Annotated in this window: 15 protein-coding genes; 7 read left to right on the forward strand and 8 right to left on the reverse strand. The window is 63.9% G+C overall.

All coding sequences use genetic code 11. The annotated features are described in order from the left end of the window. Positions 1 to 53: 53 nt before the first annotated feature. Both ppgK and ABWI03_RS20350 read left to right on the forward strand, forming a co-directional pair. Positions 54 to 821: a polyphosphate--glucose phosphotransferase gene (gene ppgK, locus ABWI03_RS20345; RefSeq protein ID WP_200315060.1), complete on the forward strand. Its 768-nt coding sequence runs from the start codon at positions 54 to 56 to the stop codon at positions 819 to 821. Positions 822 to 933: 112 nt separating this feature from the next. Beyond that, the gene (locus ABWI03_RS20350; RefSeq protein WP_370333980.1) at positions 934 to 2,358 is read left to right on the forward strand and encodes an RNA polymerase sigma factor; all 1,425 of its coding nucleotides are present in this window, start codon (positions 934 to 936) and stop codon (positions 2,356 to 2,358) included. Positions 2,359 to 2,427: 69 nt separating this feature from the next. On the opposite strand, the gene ABWI03_RS20355 is transcribed toward ABWI03_RS20350, so the two are convergent. The 4 genes from ABWI03_RS20355 to ABWI03_RS20370 all read right to left on the reverse strand — a co-directional run bounded on the left by ABWI03_RS20355 (position 2,428) and on the right by ABWI03_RS20370 (position 5,385). After that, positions 2,428 to 3,237: a tyrosine-protein phosphatase gene (locus ABWI03_RS20355; RefSeq protein ID WP_298781484.1), complete on the reverse strand. Its 810-nt coding sequence runs from the start codon at positions 3,235 to 3,237 to the stop codon at positions 2,428 to 2,430. A gap of 21 nt (positions 3,238 to 3,258) precedes the next feature. Further along, positions 3,259 to 4,431 carry a cation:proton antiporter gene (locus tag ABWI03_RS20360; protein ID WP_003943778.1) on the reverse strand — a complete coding sequence of 391 codons (1,173 nt, stop codon included), beginning with the start codon at positions 4,429 to 4,431 and terminating at the stop codon, positions 3,259 to 3,261. 7 nt (positions 4,432 to 4,438) lie between these two features. Then, positions 4,439 to 4,921: a cation:proton antiporter regulatory subunit gene (locus ABWI03_RS20365; RefSeq protein WP_021344116.1), complete on the reverse strand. Its 483-nt coding sequence runs from the start codon at positions 4,919 to 4,921 to the stop codon at positions 4,439 to 4,441. A gap of 86 nt (positions 4,922 to 5,007) precedes the next feature. Beyond that, entirely contained in the window at positions 5,008 to 5,385 is a 378-nt protein-coding gene (locus tag ABWI03_RS20370; RefSeq protein ID WP_124569734.1) for a DUF952 domain-containing protein, read from the reverse strand. Positions 5,386 to 5,619: 234 nt separating this feature from the next. Between ABWI03_RS20370 and ABWI03_RS20375 the strand changes: the two genes are divergently transcribed. Continuing rightward, positions 5,620 to 5,811, forward strand: coding sequence for a DUF7455 domain-containing protein (locus tag ABWI03_RS20375; protein WP_003942643.1), 192 nt, complete (start codon positions 5,620 to 5,622; stop codon positions 5,809 to 5,811). Positions 5,812 to 5,947: 136 nt separating this feature from the next. On the opposite strand, the gene ABWI03_RS20380 is transcribed toward ABWI03_RS20375, so the two are convergent. Then, positions 5,948 to 7,726 (reverse strand): DEAD/DEAH box helicase, encoded by a 1,779-nt coding sequence (locus tag ABWI03_RS20380; protein ID WP_020907558.1) that lies wholly within the window; start codon positions 7,724 to 7,726, stop codon positions 5,948 to 5,950. A 256-nt stretch (positions 7,727 to 7,982) separates the two neighbouring features. Here ABWI03_RS20380 and ABWI03_RS20385 point away from each other — a divergent pair, with 256 nt between their 5' ends. After that, complete coding sequence (locus tag ABWI03_RS20385; protein ID WP_298783920.1) at positions 7,983 to 9,230, forward strand: YihY/virulence factor BrkB family protein; 1,248 nt, start codon at positions 7,983 to 7,985, stop codon at positions 9,228 to 9,230. Here ABWI03_RS20385 and ABWI03_RS20390 read toward each other — a convergent pair. Then, the gene (locus ABWI03_RS20390; protein WP_003942602.1) at positions 9,203 to 9,439 is read right to left on the reverse strand and encodes a DUF3039 domain-containing protein; all 237 of its coding nucleotides are present in this window, start codon (positions 9,437 to 9,439) and stop codon (positions 9,203 to 9,205) included. The genes ABWI03_RS20385 and ABWI03_RS20390 overlap by 28 nt on opposite strands. 83 nt (positions 9,440 to 9,522) lie before the next feature. Between ABWI03_RS20390 and ABWI03_RS20395 the strand changes: the two genes are divergently transcribed. The 3 genes from ABWI03_RS20395 (at position 9,523) to ABWI03_RS20405 (ending at position 12,539) form a co-directional block, all read left to right on the forward strand. Continuing rightward, a complete protein-coding gene (locus ABWI03_RS20395; RefSeq protein WP_003942638.1) occupies positions 9,523 to 9,882 on the forward strand; it encodes a DUF3099 domain-containing protein in 360 nt (119 codons plus the stop codon). 26 nt (positions 9,883 to 9,908) lie between these two features. After that, positions 9,909 to 11,408 carry a DUF7782 domain-containing protein gene (locus ABWI03_RS20400; protein ID WP_298783875.1) on the forward strand — a complete coding sequence of 500 codons (1,500 nt, stop codon included), beginning with the start codon at positions 9,909 to 9,911 and terminating at the stop codon, positions 11,406 to 11,408. Between the two features lie 159 nt (positions 11,409 to 11,567). Next, positions 11,568 to 12,539 (forward strand): sigma-70 family RNA polymerase sigma factor, encoded by a 972-nt coding sequence (locus ABWI03_RS20405; RefSeq protein WP_003942639.1) that lies wholly within the window; start codon positions 11,568 to 11,570, stop codon positions 12,537 to 12,539. A gap of 142 nt (positions 12,540 to 12,681) precedes the next feature. Here ABWI03_RS20405 and ABWI03_RS20410 read toward each other — a convergent pair whose 3' ends face one another. Then, a complete protein-coding gene (locus ABWI03_RS20410; protein WP_124569736.1) occupies positions 12,682 to 15,387 on the reverse strand; it encodes a bifunctional acetate--CoA ligase family protein/GNAT family N-acetyltransferase in 2,706 nt (901 codons plus the stop codon). After that, positions 15,380 to 16,651 (reverse strand): acetoin utilization protein AcuC, encoded by a 1,272-nt coding sequence (locus ABWI03_RS20415; RefSeq protein WP_003942159.1) that lies wholly within the window; start codon positions 16,649 to 16,651, stop codon positions 15,380 to 15,382. Before ABWI03_RS20415 ends, ABWI03_RS20410 begins: the two co-directional genes overlap by 8 nt. Between the last annotated feature and the right edge of the window lie 169 nt (positions 16,652 to 16,820).

A 16,820-nucleotide genomic window follows, 5' to 3' on the forward strand; every position in this document is an offset into this window, starting at 1 on the left:
TGTTTGCAACGGTAGATCGTGACCTCGAATTCGACACTCAGGAGCGCAGGACGATGACAACCACAGGTTTCGGGATCGATGTCGGCGGCAGCGGCGTCAAGGGCGGCACGATCGACCTGAGTACCGGGGAAATGATCGGTGACCGCATCAAGATCCTGACCCCGCAGCCGTCCACTCCCGATGCGATCGCGGGCACTGTGGCCGAGATCGTCGAGCAGGCCGAGTGGACCGGTCCGGTCGGCATCACCTTGCCCGCTGTCGTGACCGGCGGCGTCGCGCGCAGCGCCGCGAACATCGACAAGTCCTGGATCGACACCGACGCGGCCGCGCTCTTCGGCAAGGCCCTGGGCGGCCGCGAGGTCACCGTCCTCAACGACGCCGACGCTGCGGGAATCGCCGAGGACTCCTTCGGGGCGGGCAAGGACACCTCCGGCGTCGTGATCCTCTTGACCTTCGGCACCGGAATCGGATCTGCCGTGTTGCACAACGGAGTTCTGTTGCCCAACACAGAGTTCGGTCACCTCGAGGTCGACGGCAAGGAAGCCGAGCATCGAGCGGCCTCGTCGGTGAAGGAAAAGAAGGACTGGAGCTACAAGGAGTGGGCGGTCGAGGTCTCGCGAGTTCTGACCACCTTCGAGAACCTGCTCTGGCCCGACCTCTTCATCGCCGGCGGCGGCATCAGCCGCAAACACGAGAAGTGGATTCCGCATCTGACCAACCGCACGAAGGTCGTCCCCGCCACCCTGCTGAACACTGCGGGAATCGCCGGAGCTGCACTCGCGTCGGTCGGATTGACCAGGCCGGCTCCCGTCGCCGGATGAGAAAACCCGCACGTGAAAAGCGGAAAATCTACCTGTTACGGCCCGCCGTGACGTAAGAGTTTCCTGAGAGTCGTTACAATGGTGAAGTCCGGCTGCGCGCCGGCCAACAACCATTGACCTCTCCGCCGGATCACCACTCTGGCGTGACGCCGCACGACACCGTCACGAAAGGGCGTACGTGGCAGCCACCGATACACGTCAGACTGCTGATTCTCCATCAGAGTCAGAGCCACAATCTCCAGCCGTGGAGGCGGCCACCGTCACCGCTCCGGCAGCCAAGAAGGCTCCGGCGAAAAAGGCCCCCGCCAAGAAGGCAGCAGCAAAGAAGGCTCCGGCCAAGAAAGCTCCGGCCAAGAAGGCAGCAGCTAAGAAGGCCAGCCCCAAGAAGGCCGGCGATCCTGACGCCGAAGACGGCGATGTCGAGTTGGAAGACATCGACATCACGGACGGCGACCTTGCCGAGGTCGAGTCCGATGTCGTCGAGGTCGTAGCAGTCGGCGAAGACGAAGAGACCGCTGCAGAGCCGTCCGAGAAGGACAAGGCTTCCGGCGACTTCGTCTGGGACGAGGAAGAGTCCGAAGCTCTCCGTCAGGCACGCAAGGATGCCGAACTGACGGCGTCCGCCGACTCGGTTCGCGCTTACCTCAAGCAGATCGGCAAGGTCGCACTCCTCAACGCCGAAGAGGAAGTCGAACTGGCCAAGCGCATCGAAGCAGGCCTCTACGCTGTGCAGATCATGCAGGACCTCGCCGACAAGGGCGAGAAGTTGCCTGCGGCTCAGCGACGCGACATGAGCTGGATCTGCCGCGACGGCAACCGTGCCAAGAACCACCTCCTCGAGGCCAACCTTCGCCTGGTCGTCTCGCTGGCCAAGCGCTACACGGGCCGTGGCATGGCGTTCCTGGACCTCATCCAGGAAGGCAACCTCGGTCTGATCCGTGCAGTCGAGAAGTTCGACTACACCAAGGGTTACAAGTTCTCGACTTACGCCACGTGGTGGATCCGTCAGGCCATCACCCGCGCAATGGCCGACCAGGCTCGCACCATCCGCATCCCGGTGCACATGGTCGAGGTCATCAACAAGCTCGGCCGTATCCAGCGTGAGCTGCTCCAGGACCTGGGCCGTGAGCCCACGCCGGAAGAGCTCGCCAAGGAAATGGACATCACGCCGGAAAAGGTGCTGGAAATCCAGCAGTACGCGCGTGAGCCGATCTCTCTCGACCAGACCATCGGCGACGAGGGCGACAGCCAGCTCGGTGACTTCATCGAGGACTCCGAAGCTGTAGTCGCAGTCGACGCCGTCTCGTTCACCTTGCTGCAGGATCAGCTGCAGTCGGTACTCGAGACGCTGTCCGAGCGCGAAGCCGGCGTGGTTCGCCTCCGCTTCGGTCTCACCGACGGTCAGCCGAGGACTTTAGACGAAATCGGACAGGTCTACGGCGTCACGCGTGAGCGTATCCGCCAGATCGAATCGAAGACGATGTCGAAGCTGCGCCACCCGTCGCGTTCGCAGGTTCTGCGCGACTACCTCGACTAGTCACACCAGTTACGCGAAGAAGAGCCGCTCTCCGGATTTCCGGAGAGCGGCTCTTCTGCGTTTGCCGCCTCAGACCAAGAGTGTGTCCCGGAGTTGTGCGATATCGTCCTCGCTCAACTGCAGACCGTCCCGGACGTAGTTGTCGAAGTTGCCGTACACCCGATCCACCGTGGCGAAAGACGTGTCCAGCCAGGACTGTTCGACGCCGTCGATGAACGCGCTCCCCGTGCGAGGTCCGGTGAGGTACTGATTGCTGAGCATGTAATCGGAATTCACATCCGAGCGGCTCACGCCTAGGACGGTCAGGAGAACTGCAGTCATCCAGCCGGTACGGTCCTTGCCCGCCGAGCAGTGGTAGAGGACTGCACCGTCAGTGTCCGCGACGTTCACCAGTGCGTCGCGGAATGCGCGGCTAGCCCCCGGATCGGTCACCATCAACGCGTACATCGTCGGCATGTCCACCAGCGCCGGGAGGTTGGCGGGGTTGGTTCCGACGACGTCGAACCAGTTGCTTCGCGCCCCGCTCGGAATACGGTCCTGCGAGAGCGTCCGTTCGACGACTGTGCGGAAGTCGTCGACCGATTCCACTCCGCGTTCGCTCAACGACGCGAGATCCGACGGTGTCAGCTTGTCTAGGGCATTCGAGCGAAACACCTTCCCCCACCGAACGGTCTGCCCGTCCTCGGTGACGTAGCCGCCGATGTCACGCGCGTTCGACGCACCCTCGAGGTGCAGCGATCGATCCGCGGCAACCTGCGCAGCTGAGGGTCCGGCTTGTTCGAGCGTGGGAATTCCACCGGCAAGCGCCGGTACCGGAGCGCACGAGAGGATCACCGCGCACAGGACTGTCGCGGCGGGACGGGCGATTCTGTTCGACATCCGGACAGGATAGGGCCGCATTCAGGACTTCGTACGAACCTTGATGTACAACGAGGCAACGGGTTCGATAACTCTTGCCGCCACCGGACCGATCACGGCCATCAAGAGCACGTAAGCCGTTGCCAATGCGGCAAGTTCGGCGTCGACGGCACCCGCGGACACCGCCAGGCCGGCGATGATGATGGAGAACTCACCGCGGGCGATCAGAGCAGCACCGGCACGCGCCTGACCCATTCGCGCGACACCCTGACGTCTGGCCGCCCAGGCTCCGGTGATCAGCTTCGTGATCGCGGTCACGACGGCCAGAATTGCCGCCCACCCGAGGACGGGCGGAATGGAACTGGGATCGGTGTTGAGACCGAAGACCACGAAGAACATCGCGGCGAACAGATCTCGTAGGGGCTCGAGCACGCGACTGGCATTGTGCGCCGTCGACCCCGAGATCGCGATTCCGAGGAGGAACGCACCCACCGCCGCCGACACCTGCATCGCAGAGCTGATACCGGCAACCAACAGTGCGGCACCGAGCAGCTTGAGCAACAGCGTCTCGCTGTCGGGGCTGTCGAGGAGCGCGGAGACGTACCGTCCGTATCGCAGAGCCACAACGAGAACCACGGTGATGACCAGCAACGAGATTCCGACCGCTTCGAGCCCGCCCATGAAGCTGACGCCCGCCAGCATTGCGGTCAGAATCGGTAGGTACAGCGCCATTGCCAGGTCTTCGAACACCAGAATCGACAGCACGACCGGTGTTTCGCGGTTACCGAGGCGCCCCAGGTCGCTGAGCACCTTGGCGATGATTCCCGAAGACGAGATGTAGGTGACGCCGGCCATGACCGTCGCCCCCACGACGCCCCAGCCGAGAATCAAGCCGACCACCGCGCCGGGAGTCGCGTTGAGGACGATGTCGACGATGCCCGCTACCCGTGAGCGTTTGAGACCGGTGACGAGCTCGGCCGCCGTGTATTCGAGCCCCAACAGCAGCAAGAGCAGGACGATCCCGATCTCACTTGCCAGATGGGAGAACTCGCCGATGTCGCCGAGCTGGATGAAACCGCCCTGTCCGAAGCACAGGCCGCCGATCAGATAGAACGGGATCGGCGACATGCCGACGCGAGCAGCGAGCCGTCCGAGCAGTCCGAGCGCGAAGAAGACCGCGCCGAGTTCGATCAGTGCGAGGGTGGTTGTGTCCACGCGCCAGTCAGCCGTTGGCCAAGATTTTTGCCGCTGCGGCCAAACCGTCCGGCGTTCCGACTGCGACGAGGAGGTCTCCCCCGGTGAAGGTGAAGTCGGGGTTCGGCGACGGGCTCACCTGTCCCGCGCGCATGACGGCGACGATGGAGACCCCGGTACGGGTGCGCATGCCGGTGTCCCCGAGTGTCTGCCCGTCGTAGCGCGACCCGTCCTTGATGTAGAGCTGTTTGGTTCGAATTCCCGGAAGGTCACGGTGCTCTTCTTCGAGCTGTGCAACCAGCTGTGGGGCACCCAGGAGATTGCTGAGCGCTGCCGCTTCCTCTGTGGTCAGAGGCAGTGAGGCAGCACACGCGTCAGGGTCGTCTGCCTTGGACACGATGAGGTCGGTATGACCGTCCCGATGGGTGACGACACCCACGCGACGACCGGAAGACAGAACAAAATCCTTGCGCGTCCCGATCCCCGGTAGTGGGGTGACTTCTACGTTCATATACCAACGGTAGCGCCGATCGGCGACCCGCATCGCGTGAGGGCCGTAATCCGCCGAACGCAGTCCACGGCGGGCGAATCGGCGAACTACCGAACCGGCGCGAACACGCCGTTCGCGTCCGGAAGATACTCGACGACAGCGGTGACGGCTGCGGCCGGAATCGGGGCGTACAAATGCGGGAATCGCATCGATTCCGGGTCCGAGGGAACACCTGGTTCGTACTTCACCTCACCGCCGAGCAAGGCCGGATCGATGGCGAGAAGCACGATGTCGTCCCGGCCGGCGAAGATCCGATTCGCCGGGAGATGAACTTGCGCCGGAGTCGACATGTGAACAAAGCCCTCGGCCTCGAATCCGTCGGGGATGCGTTCACCGATCTGTTGTGCCCGCGCCCATTCCTCGCGCGTGCACATGTGGAGCAACTCGACGCTCGCGTCGACAAGTGGTTCGCGTCCGGGGTTCATCAGCCCAGAATATCGGGCTGAGGTCGGCGATCCGAATCAGCTGTCAGCGAACAATCTTCACCGGAGAATGCCTGCCCAGCGCATTTCCAGTGAGACACAACACTAAGAAACGCCTTCGGGAACAACCCGTAAACCCCAAACGTCTGTAAGAGTGGATCTACCGCGCCATTCCGACGCGGCGGACCAGGCCCCAGGCACGCGGCCCGAATGCCGCAAAGCCAGTACGGAGGAGTCATGCCCGGAACACTGACCAGCCCACAGTTGACCGCTGCCGACCGGTGCGACCGGTGCGGTGCCGGAGCACGCGTACGCGCTGTGCTTCCCACCGGCGGCGAGCTTCTCTTCTGTGGACACCACGCAACCGAACACGCGGATCGACTTCGCGAGATGAATGCCGTCGTCTCCGAAAGCGAACCCGCAATCTGACCTGTCAGCCGGGGGTGGCCTCTTCACGAGGCGCGCCATGAACGCCAGAACGGGCGATCACATTCACTGTGATCGCCCGTTCTGCCGTCCAGGGGTCTTCTGTCGTTCGCGGGCCCTGGAGGAGCGTTATCGGCTGCTACCAGCTGCGGAGAATCGCGATGCGTTCGGTCAGCTGATCGACAGTCGCGATGGCCGTCGGCGGGCCGCCGCACACTCGGCGCAGTTCCGCGTGAATGATGCCGTGCGGCTTACCGGTGCGGTGAACGTTCATCGCCACCAACCCGTTGAGCTCCTTGCGGAGCGCACCGAGCTGATCTGCCGTGGCCGCTCGATCGGATACCACTGCCGCCGTCGGTTGCGGGGCGGCAGCCTTGGCAGAGTTGGCCTCGACCTGCGTCTGCTGACGTTGACGCAGCAACGCCCGCATCTGATCGGCGTCGAGTAGGCCGGGGAGCCCGAGGTAGTCGGCTTCCTCGTCACTTCCGGCGAATGTCGCGGTACCGAAGGACGATCCGTCGTAGATCACCTGGTCGAGTTCGGCGTCGGCGCCCAGGGATGTGAACGCCTTCTCCTCCTCGCCCAGCTCGTCCTTCTGCTTGTTCGCATCGGCGAGCAGGTCGTCTTCGAGGCCGTCCTTCTCACGATGCGGCTTCCCGAGTACGTGGTCACGCTGGGCCTCGAGCTGCGCGGCAAGGTCGAGAAGCACCGGCACCGACGGCAGGAAGACGCTGGCGGTTTCGCCCTTACGCCGTGAACGCACGAAGCGCCCGATCGCCTGAGCAAAGTACAGCGGGGTGGACGCGCTGGTTGCATACACACCGACCGCCAGGCGAGGAACGTCGACGCCCTCGGACACCATGCGGACCGCGACCATCCATTTCTGGTCGCTCGCACCGAATTCGGCGATTCGCTTGGACGCGGTGGGGTCGTCGGACAGCACGACGGCCGGTTGTTCGCCGGTGATCGCGGTGAGCGCCTTCGCATACTCACGGGCGACAGTCTGGTCGGTTGCGATGACAAGTCCGCCGGCATCGGGCATACCGGTACTGCGCAGCTGCGCCAAACGGGTGTCTGCTGCTTGCAGCACGGCAGGAATCCAGTCCCCGGCAGGGTCCAAGGCCGTACGCCAGGCGCGAGTCGTCTGCTCGGCGCTCAGCGGCTCGCCGAGGCGAGCCGTGAATTCCTCGCCCGCGTTGTTTCGCCACCGCGCTTCGCCCGAATAGGCGAGAAACACGACGGGTCGAACCACGCCGTCCTTGAGTGCATCCGAATATCCGTAGGAGTGATCGGCTTTCGAGCGGAGCAGGCCTTCCTTGTCGGGCTCGTACTCGACGAAAGGAATGGCGCTGTCGTCACTGCGGAACGGGGTTCCGGTCAGTGCGAGACGCCTGGTCGCGTCGCCGAACGCCTCACGAATGGCGTCGCCCCAGCTCTTGGCGTCGCCGCCGTGATGGATCTCGTCGAGGATGACCAGCGTCTTGCGGCCCTCGGTGCGCACGCGATGCTTCGACGGGTGCGAGGCAACCTGAGCGTAGGTCAGCACGACGCCGTGATAGTCACTCGAGGTCTGGCCGGTCGAGTTGGAGAACCGCGAGTCCAATGCCAGTCCGGAGCGCTGAGCGGACTCCGCCCACTGATGCTTGAGGTGCTCGGTCGGCGCCACGACGGTTATCTGGTCGACCGTCCGGTCGCGGAGCAATTCCGAAGCTACCCGCAGAGCGAAGGTGGTCTTACCTGCTCCCGGAGTTGCGACTGCCAGAAAGTCACGGGGACTGCTGGAAAGGTATTTGGTCAGTGCACGGCGCTGCCATGCACGAAGGGAACCGGTAGGGGCGCCAGGTTGGGTTCCCGCGGATTGAGCTCCGGCGGGTTCGGGCGAATTGCCGAACTCGGCTGCCACGGTCTCAGACGTCATAGGCCGCGCCTCCACTGGAATCGCACTGTTGTCTCGCGCTCCTCGAATTTTCATCAATGTCCGGCGACGAGCCTAGCCGTCGCCACCGACGAAAGCCGCACTCGAAGCGCGTACTCATGGTCGTTCTCACTCCGGCCGGCGAGGTTTCGCTGCTCTCGCATCCTGCCGACCTGCACGCGAATTGTCTCAGAAATGTGCGACACGTCGGCGCCATGGTTGGGCAACCGGGTGTGTCGTCAGGGATGCTGGAGACATCATGAGTGAAGCGCGAGGCGAGAAGTCGAGCGGAAGTGATCTGCACCACCGCAGATGGCATCCGCTACGCCGCACCGGGCAGTTGATCGGTCGAACCCTGAGCAAGGCCTGGGACGATTCCATCTTCGGAAAGGCGGCTACGGCCGCGTTCTGGCAAACGCTGTCACTGGCTCCTCTGCTGCTCGGTCTTCTCGGAATGATCGGCTATATCGGTGGGTGGTTCGGACCCAACACCGTCGAGATCATCGAATCCAAGATCGTCACCTTCAGCGGGACGATCTTCAGCGAAAGCGTCGTCGACCAGATCATCCGTCCGACAGTGACGGACGTGCTCCAGCGCGGACGACCGGAGATCATCTCGGTCGGCTTCCTGCTCTCACTGTGGGCGGGGTCGTCGGCGATCAGTACGTTCGTCGACTCGATCGTGGAGGCACACGGTCAGCAGGATGCCCGCAATCCCATCTGGCAGCGCATCTTCGCCCTGCTGCTCTACGTGATGTTCCTGGTGATGGCGGTGTTCATCCTCCCGCTGGTAGCTCTCGGCCCGACGCTCGTCGGGCGCGCACTACCCGCATCCTGGTATGTGGTCGGATCGAATCTGGTCGACACGTTCTACTACCCCGCAGTCGGCCTGCTGGTGATCATCGGCCTCACGACGCTCTACAAGGTCGCTCTGCCGAAGTCGCTGCCGTGGCATCGGCTCCTCGCCGGCGCTCTGGTCGCCGGTGTGTTCTTCATGGCTGCGAGCACCGGATTGCGCTGGTACCTGGGATTCGTCACCAGCACCGGCTACACGTACGGAGCGTTGGCAACGCCGATCGCCTTTCTGCTCTTCACGTTCTTCCTCGGTTTCGCCGTCGTGCTCGGCGCCGAGTTCAACGCGACCGTGCAGGAGTTCTGGCCGGCTCGAGCCACCCGGATGGAGCAGATGCGAGAGTGGCTCGCGGCTCAGAAGACCGACGACGAAACCGGCCCGGTCACCAACCTGACCTGGCACCTGGCCACCAGCCCGATCCGCATCTCGGGCGACAAAGCGGATCCGGCCACTGTCCCCTCGTACGGGCGGCCGCGCAGCAGACAAACGGAGTCGCGACAGAACTCCTGCGTCGACCAGGATCCCTGCGACAACCCGCAGGCAGACGCGAAGAGCCCGGCGACCGACTGCGTCGAGGCTGTCGATCCGCCGAGCTCTGGAAGTACTGCCGCTCGCGTGACCCGAGGTCAGTCGCCCTTACGGAGTCCTTCGTAAATCTTCTTGCAGTCCGGGCACACCGGTGATCCCGGCTTGGCGGACTTCGTCACGGGAAACACCTCACCGCACAGCGCGACGACATGGGTTCCCATGACGGCGCTCTCGGCGATCTTGTTCTTCTTCACGTAGTGGAAGAACTTCGGGGTGTCGTCGTCGGTCGTTTCGTCGGTGGAGACGTCGGGACGTTCCTTGGTTTGAGTGCTCACCCCTCCAATAATGCCGTCTCCGTCACAGCGGTGCGACCCACGGGTCGTGTGCAATTGTCGGCCGAGAGTGGAACAGTGGAGTCATGGCACGAAATGGCGCGTTCGGCAGGTCCGACGAGGCCGGGACTCCCGACAATCCCGTACTGATCACCGAAGCGCAGCAGTCCGTCGAAGAACAGCACAAAGCCCGAGTGCGCAAGTACATGATCATCATGTCCTTCCGGTTCCCGGCGTTGATCCTCGCGGCGATCGCGTACGGCATCTGGGCCAACGCCTGGATCTCGATGCTCATCATCGGTGCATCCATTCCGCTTCCCTGGATCGCCGTCCTGATCGCCAACGACCGACCACCGCGCACCAAGGACGAACCGAGTCGATACGACGGGCGAAAGAAGACCGCAGGCGAGATCGAATCCGCGACGCACCACACCATCGAAGGCTGACAAGTTCCGCCTGCGAGAATGACGGGGTGAGAAGCGAAACGCTCCTGTCCATCACCCCTGCGCTGCGTGAGGCTCTGCTTCGGAATCGATTCGACACGGGAACCATGCTCGAGGCATTGGGTCCTGAAGTTCACGCCGCTCTCGGCCGAAGTGAGCCGGTACCCGTGCGCCGCGCCACCCGGGAACTCGGGGATCTGGGCGTTCTCGTCAGACTGTTCCTTCTCGCCGATGATTGCCCCGCAGGCGACGTCGCCGCGGCGCTGGCTCCACTGACGATTGCGCAGTGTGTCGACGCCGGTCTGCTCGAAGGTGAGAACTTCGACAGTGAGAATCCGCTCGTGCGGGCCGCGGTCGATCTTCGTCCCATCGATGTCGGCGACGGCGATCGTTGGGTGATCTCGGATCTCGACGGCGGAATCCGTCCCAAGAAGGCCACGGCCGATCATGTGCTGGGAGTCGGGCACGCGTCACTGTCCTTGCTACAGGCCACTCCCACCGCGAAGGTCGGCAGCGTGCTCGACCTCGGTACCGGATGCGGCATCCAAGCCCTGCACGCGAACACGTACGCCGATTCGGTCACCGCAACCGACATCAATCAACGCGCCGTCGACCTCACGGCAGCAACCATGGCCCTCAACGGACTGGACGTCGAACTGCTTCAAGGGTCCTGGTTCGAACCCGTCGAGGGTCGAACTTTCGACCAGGTGGTCGCCAATCCCCCGTTTGTCGTCGGCGAGGCACGCGTGCATCACACGTACCGCGATTCCGGACTCGATCTCGACGGTGCGAGCGAATTGATGATCTCGCGCTCGATCGACTACCTGAACCCCGGCGGCACGGCAGCACTGTTGGCATCGTGGGTGCACATCGAAGGACAGGACTGGCGTTCGCGGATCGCGTCGTGGCTGCCGGCGCACGGCGTCGACGCCTGGGTGGTGCAGCGCGACGTGGCGGATCCAGCTCTGTACGTCGGTACGTGGCTCAAGGACGGCGGGCAGGATCCGCGAGATCCGGAAACGGCATCGAGAGCAAACGCCTGGCTGGATCACCTCGAAGAAGCCGATGTCGAGGGCGTCGGCTTCGGTTTCGTGTTCCTTCGCCGCACCGACTCCCCCACCGACCTGATGGCCGAGGACCTCATGCACGGCTTCTCGGACCCGCTCGGGGCCGAGGCGCTCGCATACTTCGACCGTCTTGCCTGGTTGCGTGAACACGACGTCCTCGAGGAACGATTCGTTCTCGATTCGGACACCGCACTCGAACGCGTCTATCTCCCCGGCGACGAGGGATGGCGGCCGGTCGTCACCCGCGTGCACCGCGGAAACGGACCGCATTGGCAACACGAGATCGACGAACTGGGCGCTGCGCTGCTGGCCGGCCTTCGAGCGGATGGACTGGTGGTCGACGAGCTGGTCGAACTTCTCGCCGCGGCGAACGACGAAGACCCGGACCAACTACGTGAGGCCGTCGTCACATTGCTGGTCTCGCTCGTCCGGCACGGGTTGGTGCTTCCCGTCACGAACTGAGTTCCCGGTGAGTTGCAGATTTTTGTGTTCTCAGCAACTTCTCAGGACGACTGGGAAATAACTGCAGGTCACGGCGATTTAGCGGAAATCGGCACGGGAACTTTCCCGGAACTCTCACACGTTGAACTGTGTGAGAGACCGCCGATAGGGAGGCAAGTCATGACAAGCCCCAGCACCACTACTCGCATTCGTCCGAGCGCCGCAGATCTGGACGCCCAGAGCCCGGCCGCAGACCTGGTCCGCGTCTACCTGAACGGGATCGGTCGTACTGCACTGCTGACAGCAGCAGACGAGGTCGAACTGGCGAAGCGAATCGAAGCGGGGCTGTACGCCAGCCACGTTCTTGCCACGGGAAAGCGCCTGACAGTCGCCAAGAAGAGGGATCTCGCAACAATCGTTCGCGAGGGACAGTCGGCGCGTAGCCACCTCCTGGAAGCGAACCTGCGACTCGTCGTGTCGCTGGCCAAGCGCTACACCGGCCGCGGCATGCCGCTCCTCGATCTCATTCAAGAAGGCAACCTCGGACTCATCCGTGCCATGGAGAAGTTCGACTACGCCAAGGGCTTCAAGTTCTCGACGTACGCCACCTGGTGGATCCGTCAGGCGATCACCCGCGGAATGGCTGATCAGAGCCGCACCATCCGGCTCCCAGTCCACCTCGTGGAGCAGGTGAACAAGCTCGCACGCATCAAGCGCGAACTGCACCAGCAGCTCGGACGCGAAGCGACCGACGACGAGTTGGCCGAAGAGTCGGGCATCCCGGCCCACAAGATCGCGGACCTGCTCGATCACAGCCGTGACCCGGTAAGCCTCGACATGCCGGTCGGTAACGACGAAGAAGCGCCGTTGGGCGACTTCATCGAAGATTCCGAGGCGACTTCGGCGGAGAACGCCGTCATCGCCGGTCTGCTGCACAGCGATGTGCGCAGCGTGCTCGGGACCCTCGACGAGCGAGAGCAGCAAGTCATCCGACTTCGCTACGGTCTCGACGACGGCCAGCCTCGCACCCTCGATCAGATCGGCAAGCTCTTCGGCCTCTCCCGTGAGCGGGTTCGTCAGATCGAGCGCGAGGTCATGGGCAAGCTCCGCGTCGGTGACCGCGCCGAGAAACTGCGGTCCTACGCAAGCTGATCAAACAACACAGCACGTGCGTCAGCGCGCCACACCACTCGCGCTGACGCACCGCACAAAGCACCGGCCACCGCTACTTCCCTCCCCCTCGGGAATGTGCGGTGGCCGGTGTTGTTCGCTGTGTCCATCTCGAACGCTGTGACTACCGCAACCGTCTGGGCCCCAGGTCGATTGCGCTCGGCTCGGGCCCTATGCGTACTCGCGAATCGGTGATCTCCGCGCCGGTAGCCGAAGCGAGTACCGGCTCACAGGCCAGTTCGCGGACTTCCGGAATGTCGTCGGCCAGCGCCGAGATGCGCTGGACCAGATCAACCAAGGCACCCTTGTTGACCGGAACGGCGTTTCGATATCCGGAGAGCAGCGGCGCAGCCTTGGGTGCGTCGATCAACTCCGTAGCAGCGTCTTCGGTGAGAGGCAGTACGCGATAGGCACGGTCGCCGAGGAGGTCGGAGATCACACCGGCGAGGCCGAACGAGATCAGCGAACCGAACGACGGGTCGTCTTGGACTCCGACCACACACCCGATGCCCTTGGTTGCCATTTTCTGCACGTGGAGCAGCGGTTCACCCGACGCGGCCGCAAGATCTCGGTAAGCGAGGCGTACCGATTCCGGTCCACTCAGATCCAGCCTGACGCCGCCCAGATCCGGTCGGTGGCGCCACATTTCGCCGGTTGCCTTGACCGCGACCGGATAGCCGACAGCATTCGCTGCCTCGACAGCTTCGTCTTCGCTCAGGACCGAACGGAATTCGACGACCGCGACCCCGTAGCACTCGAGAAGAGCGGCTGCCTCCACGTCCGACAGCCAACGGCCAGAAGAGTTCTCGAGCCAGTCGGCCACCATCTTCTGAGCTCGCTCGGAGTCGATCCCCGCCGGGCGAACAACCTTCGACGCCGGCTTGCTGCGCCACTCCGCGTAACGCCAAGCCCTCGCCAACGCCAGTGCGGCGCGCTCCGGCCCCGGGTAGGACGGCACCGAACCGCGGGTCGGGTTACCGACTTCGTCGCGGACCGCAAGGACGTCCGGCACACCCTCGGCTGCGAGGAACGTCGTGAGAATCGGCTTGTCCGAGCCCGCGACGGCGTCTTTGAGTGCTTTCGCGAACGGCTCGACCGGAATGGCAACCGGAGGAACGAAGACGGCGATGACGGCGTCGACGTCGAACGACGCCAACGCGTCACGCACGGCGGTAGCGAACAGCTCCGGACTGGCCTGTGCGCCAAGGTCGACCGGGTCGCTGACCTGCAATCCTTCACTGCGGGCAGCGTCCGCGGCAAGGACACCGAGCGCGGTCGAGTTGCCGATGACTGCAAGCCGTGGACCGGCCGGCAACGGCTGGTAGCCGAAGAGCAGTGCGCAGTCGAACAACTGAGAGATGGAGCCGACCTGGATGACGCCGGCCTGTTCGAAAAGGGCCCGGACGATGGAATCGTCGATCTCGACTCCGGTGGCGGCGAGCACCGGCGGAACCGCGTGCCGACCGCTCTTGACCGCGACGATCGGCTTCTTGCGCGCAACTCGACGCGCGATGCGGGAGAACTTTCGTGGGTTGCCGAAGCTCTCCAGATAGAGAAGAACCACTTCGGTGGACTGGTCGGAATCCCAGTACTGCAGAAGGTCGTTGCCCGAGACGTCCGCGCGGTTACCCGCAGAAACGAAGGCGGACAACCCGATTCGACTACGCGCGGCCTCGTCGAGAATGGCGATACCGAGTGCGCCGGACTGACAGAAGAAGCCGACGTTGCCTGCCACCGGCAAAACCGGCGCCAACGTCGCATTCAACGAAATCGCCGGGTCGTTGTTCGCGACACCCAGGGCGTTCGGACCGATGAGGCGCATTCCGTGAGCGCGGGCCGCGTGGACCAGTTTGCGTTCGGACGATCGTCCGTCCGGACCACTCTCACTGAAGCCTGACGAGACCACCACCAGCGCTTTGACGCCCTTGTCGAGGCAGTCGTCGAGAACCGAATTGATCGATTCCGCAGGTACAGCCACGACGGCCAGATCGACGTCGTCGGGGATGTCACGAACCGTCGGATATGCCCGAACACCGTGCACCGAACGATGCTCCGCGTTGACGGGATAGACCGGTCCGGTGAATCCGCCGCGCAGCAGGTTGGTCAACACCGCGTTACCCACCTTGGCCGGGTCCGCCGATGCACCGATCACTGCCACCGATCGTGGACTCAGCACGTTTCCCATGCTGCGGGCCTCAGCTGCCCGCTCCCGCGAATTACGTACCGAAACAAGCGCTTCCGTCGGGTCGATCGCGAATTCGAGTCGCAGCACGCCACCGTCGAACGAGCGGCTCACCTGATAACCCGCCTCACGGAACACCGTCACCATGTTGCGGTTCTCGGAGAGGACCTCGGCGACGAACATCGTCAGACCGTTCTCGGCCGCTGCTGCTGCCAGGTATTCGAGCAGGATCGGGCCGAGGCCGCGCCCCTGGTGTGCGTCGGCGACGACGAAGGCGACCTCGGCAGACTTCCCGTCACCGACGTCGAGGAGGCGCTCGTATCGACCCACCGCGATGATCTCGTCGCCGAGCATCATCACGAACGCGACGCGGTTGTGGTGGTCGACCGTCGTGAAGTTCTTGACGTCGCGCGCCGACATCGTGGGGTACGGGCCGAAGTAGCGCAGGTAACGGGTGCGCTCGGAGAGCTTGCCGTGGAATTCGACGAGTTTGTCCGCGTCCTCGGGAACGATGGGTCGCAGCGCCACCGCGCCGCCGTCGGAGGCGAGAACATCGACTACCCACGAATGGGGATAGGTGTGAGCGGGGTCGGTCTTCGGCGCCTGCTCGCTCGCGCCGCCGGCATCGGTATCGGACTGTTCAGTCACGGGGATCCTCCGGGTCGAGTCCGAGTAGCGGGAACGAAGCGCGGCGTGTGGCAATGATCGCCGAGTCGATTCGGGTGAGTGCACGGTCCACCGACGCGACGCCTGTCTCCGGTGTACCACCCGGGCCGTCCCACGGTGTGTAGGCGACATCGCCGCCGTCACCCATGGTCGGCGGGAGGTCGACGCTCGGTGCCCGCAGTTTCGTCGATTCCTTCCAGTCCTCGGGGACAGCGGTGTCGACGTCGATCTCGCGATCGAGTGCGGCCGCGATCAGGTGAGTCCATGCCCTGGGCACGACGCGAACCAGTCCGTATCCCCCACCGCCGACCGCCAGCCACCGTCCTTCGGAGTAGCGGTCGGCGAGATCGCGCATTGCCAGGAACGCCGCACGCTGACCGTCGACGGTGAGGGCGAGGTCCGCGAGCGGGTCCTCGCGGTGCGAGTCCACACCGCACTGACTGATGATGATCTGCGGGCGGAAGGCTGCAATGGCTCCCGGAACTACGGCGTGAAATGCACGCAGCCACAACGCGTCGACGGTTCCGGGAAGCACCGGGATGTTCACCGCTGTACCTTCGGCCGCGCCGTCACCGACCTCGCTCGACCATCCGGTGTTGGGCCACAACGTAGCCGGATGCTGATGTAGCGAGACGGTGAGCACCCGAGGGTCCCCGAGGAACGCATGTTGCACACCGTCGCCGTGGTGAGCGTCGACGTCGATGTAGGCGATGCGGTCGTAGCCGTTGTCGAGCAGCCACGAAATCGCAACAGCCGCATCGTTGTAGACGCAGAATCCCGAAGCCCAATCCGCCATCGCATGGTGCATGCCACCGCCGATGCTGACCGCACGCCTGGTACGCCCCGAAGCGATTTCCTGCGCTGCCGCCAGCGAGCCGCCGGCGAGGATGGCACTTGCCTCGTGCATGTGCGGGAAGACCGGGTTGTCCTCGGTACCGAGGCCGTGGGGAACATCCTGGCCGCTCACACCGTTGTTCGCAGAGTTACCCGCGTCTTTGACCGCTGCAAGATATGCCGGTGTGTGGATTCTGAGGAGGTCGGCATCGGACGCGGCACTCGGTTCGAGAAACTCGATGCCCTCGAGAAGTCCGAGGCTTCGCGAGAGTGCCATCGTGAGATCGAGGCGAGTGGGATTCATCGGGTGATCGGCGCTCCACCGATAGCTCAGGTACTCCGGACTCCACACCACGACTCGATTCGCTCGAGACGCCGCGGGGTCCCCGTCAGATCTGATCGACGCGGTCATGGGATCACGCTACTTCCTTCTCGTTTCGTGCTGCACACCACACTCGTGGCCCGCTACGGAGACCGAGATCGAGTGACACGAATCCAATTCGGACACGCGCTGGACTCGCCGCAGTGGAGGCGGCACCGGAACCACGAACTGAACGGTAGAATGATCAACTGACGAAGGG

Source organism: Rhodococcus baikonurensis, from assembly GCF_040489275.1.
GTDB lineage: Bacteria > Actinomycetota > Actinomycetes > Mycobacteriales > Mycobacteriaceae > Rhodococcus_F > Rhodococcus_F baikonurensis.

Bases quoted from the DNA above. Each gene is read 5' to 3' on its own strand.
- ppgK (WP_200315060.1), top strand. From the start codon at position 54: ATGACAACCACAGGTTTCGGGATCGATGTCGGCGGCAGCGGCGTCAAG.
- ABWI03_RS20355 (WP_298781484.1), bottom strand. From the start codon at position 3,237: ATGTCGAACAGAATCGCCCGTCCCGCCGCGACAGTCCTGTGCGCGGTG.
- ABWI03_RS20365 (WP_021344116.1), bottom strand. From the start codon at position 4,921: ATGAACGTAGAAGTCACCCCACTACCGGGGATCGGGACGCGCAAGGAT.
- ABWI03_RS20370 (WP_124569734.1), bottom strand. From the start codon at position 5,385: ATGAACCCCGGACGCGAACCACTTGTCGACGCGAGCGTCGAGTTGCTC.
- ABWI03_RS20375 (WP_003942643.1), top strand. From the start codon at position 5,620: ATGCCCGGAACACTGACCAGCCCACAGTTGACCGCTGCCGACCGGTGC.
- ABWI03_RS20380 (WP_020907558.1), bottom strand. From the start codon at position 7,726: ATGACGTCTGAGACCGTGGCAGCCGAGTTCGGCAATTCGCCCGAACCC.
- ABWI03_RS20385 (WP_298783920.1), top strand. From the start codon at position 7,983: ATGAGTGAAGCGCGAGGCGAGAAGTCGAGCGGAAGTGATCTGCACCAC.
- ABWI03_RS20395 (WP_003942638.1), top strand. From the start codon at position 9,523: ATGGCACGAAATGGCGCGTTCGGCAGGTCCGACGAGGCCGGGACTCCC.
- ABWI03_RS20405 (WP_003942639.1), top strand. From the start codon at position 11,568: ATGACAAGCCCCAGCACCACTACTCGCATTCGTCCGAGCGCCGCAGAT.
- ABWI03_RS20415 (WP_003942159.1), bottom strand. From the start codon at position 16,651: ATGACCGCGTCGATCAGATCTGACGGGGACCCCGCGGCGTCTCGAGCG.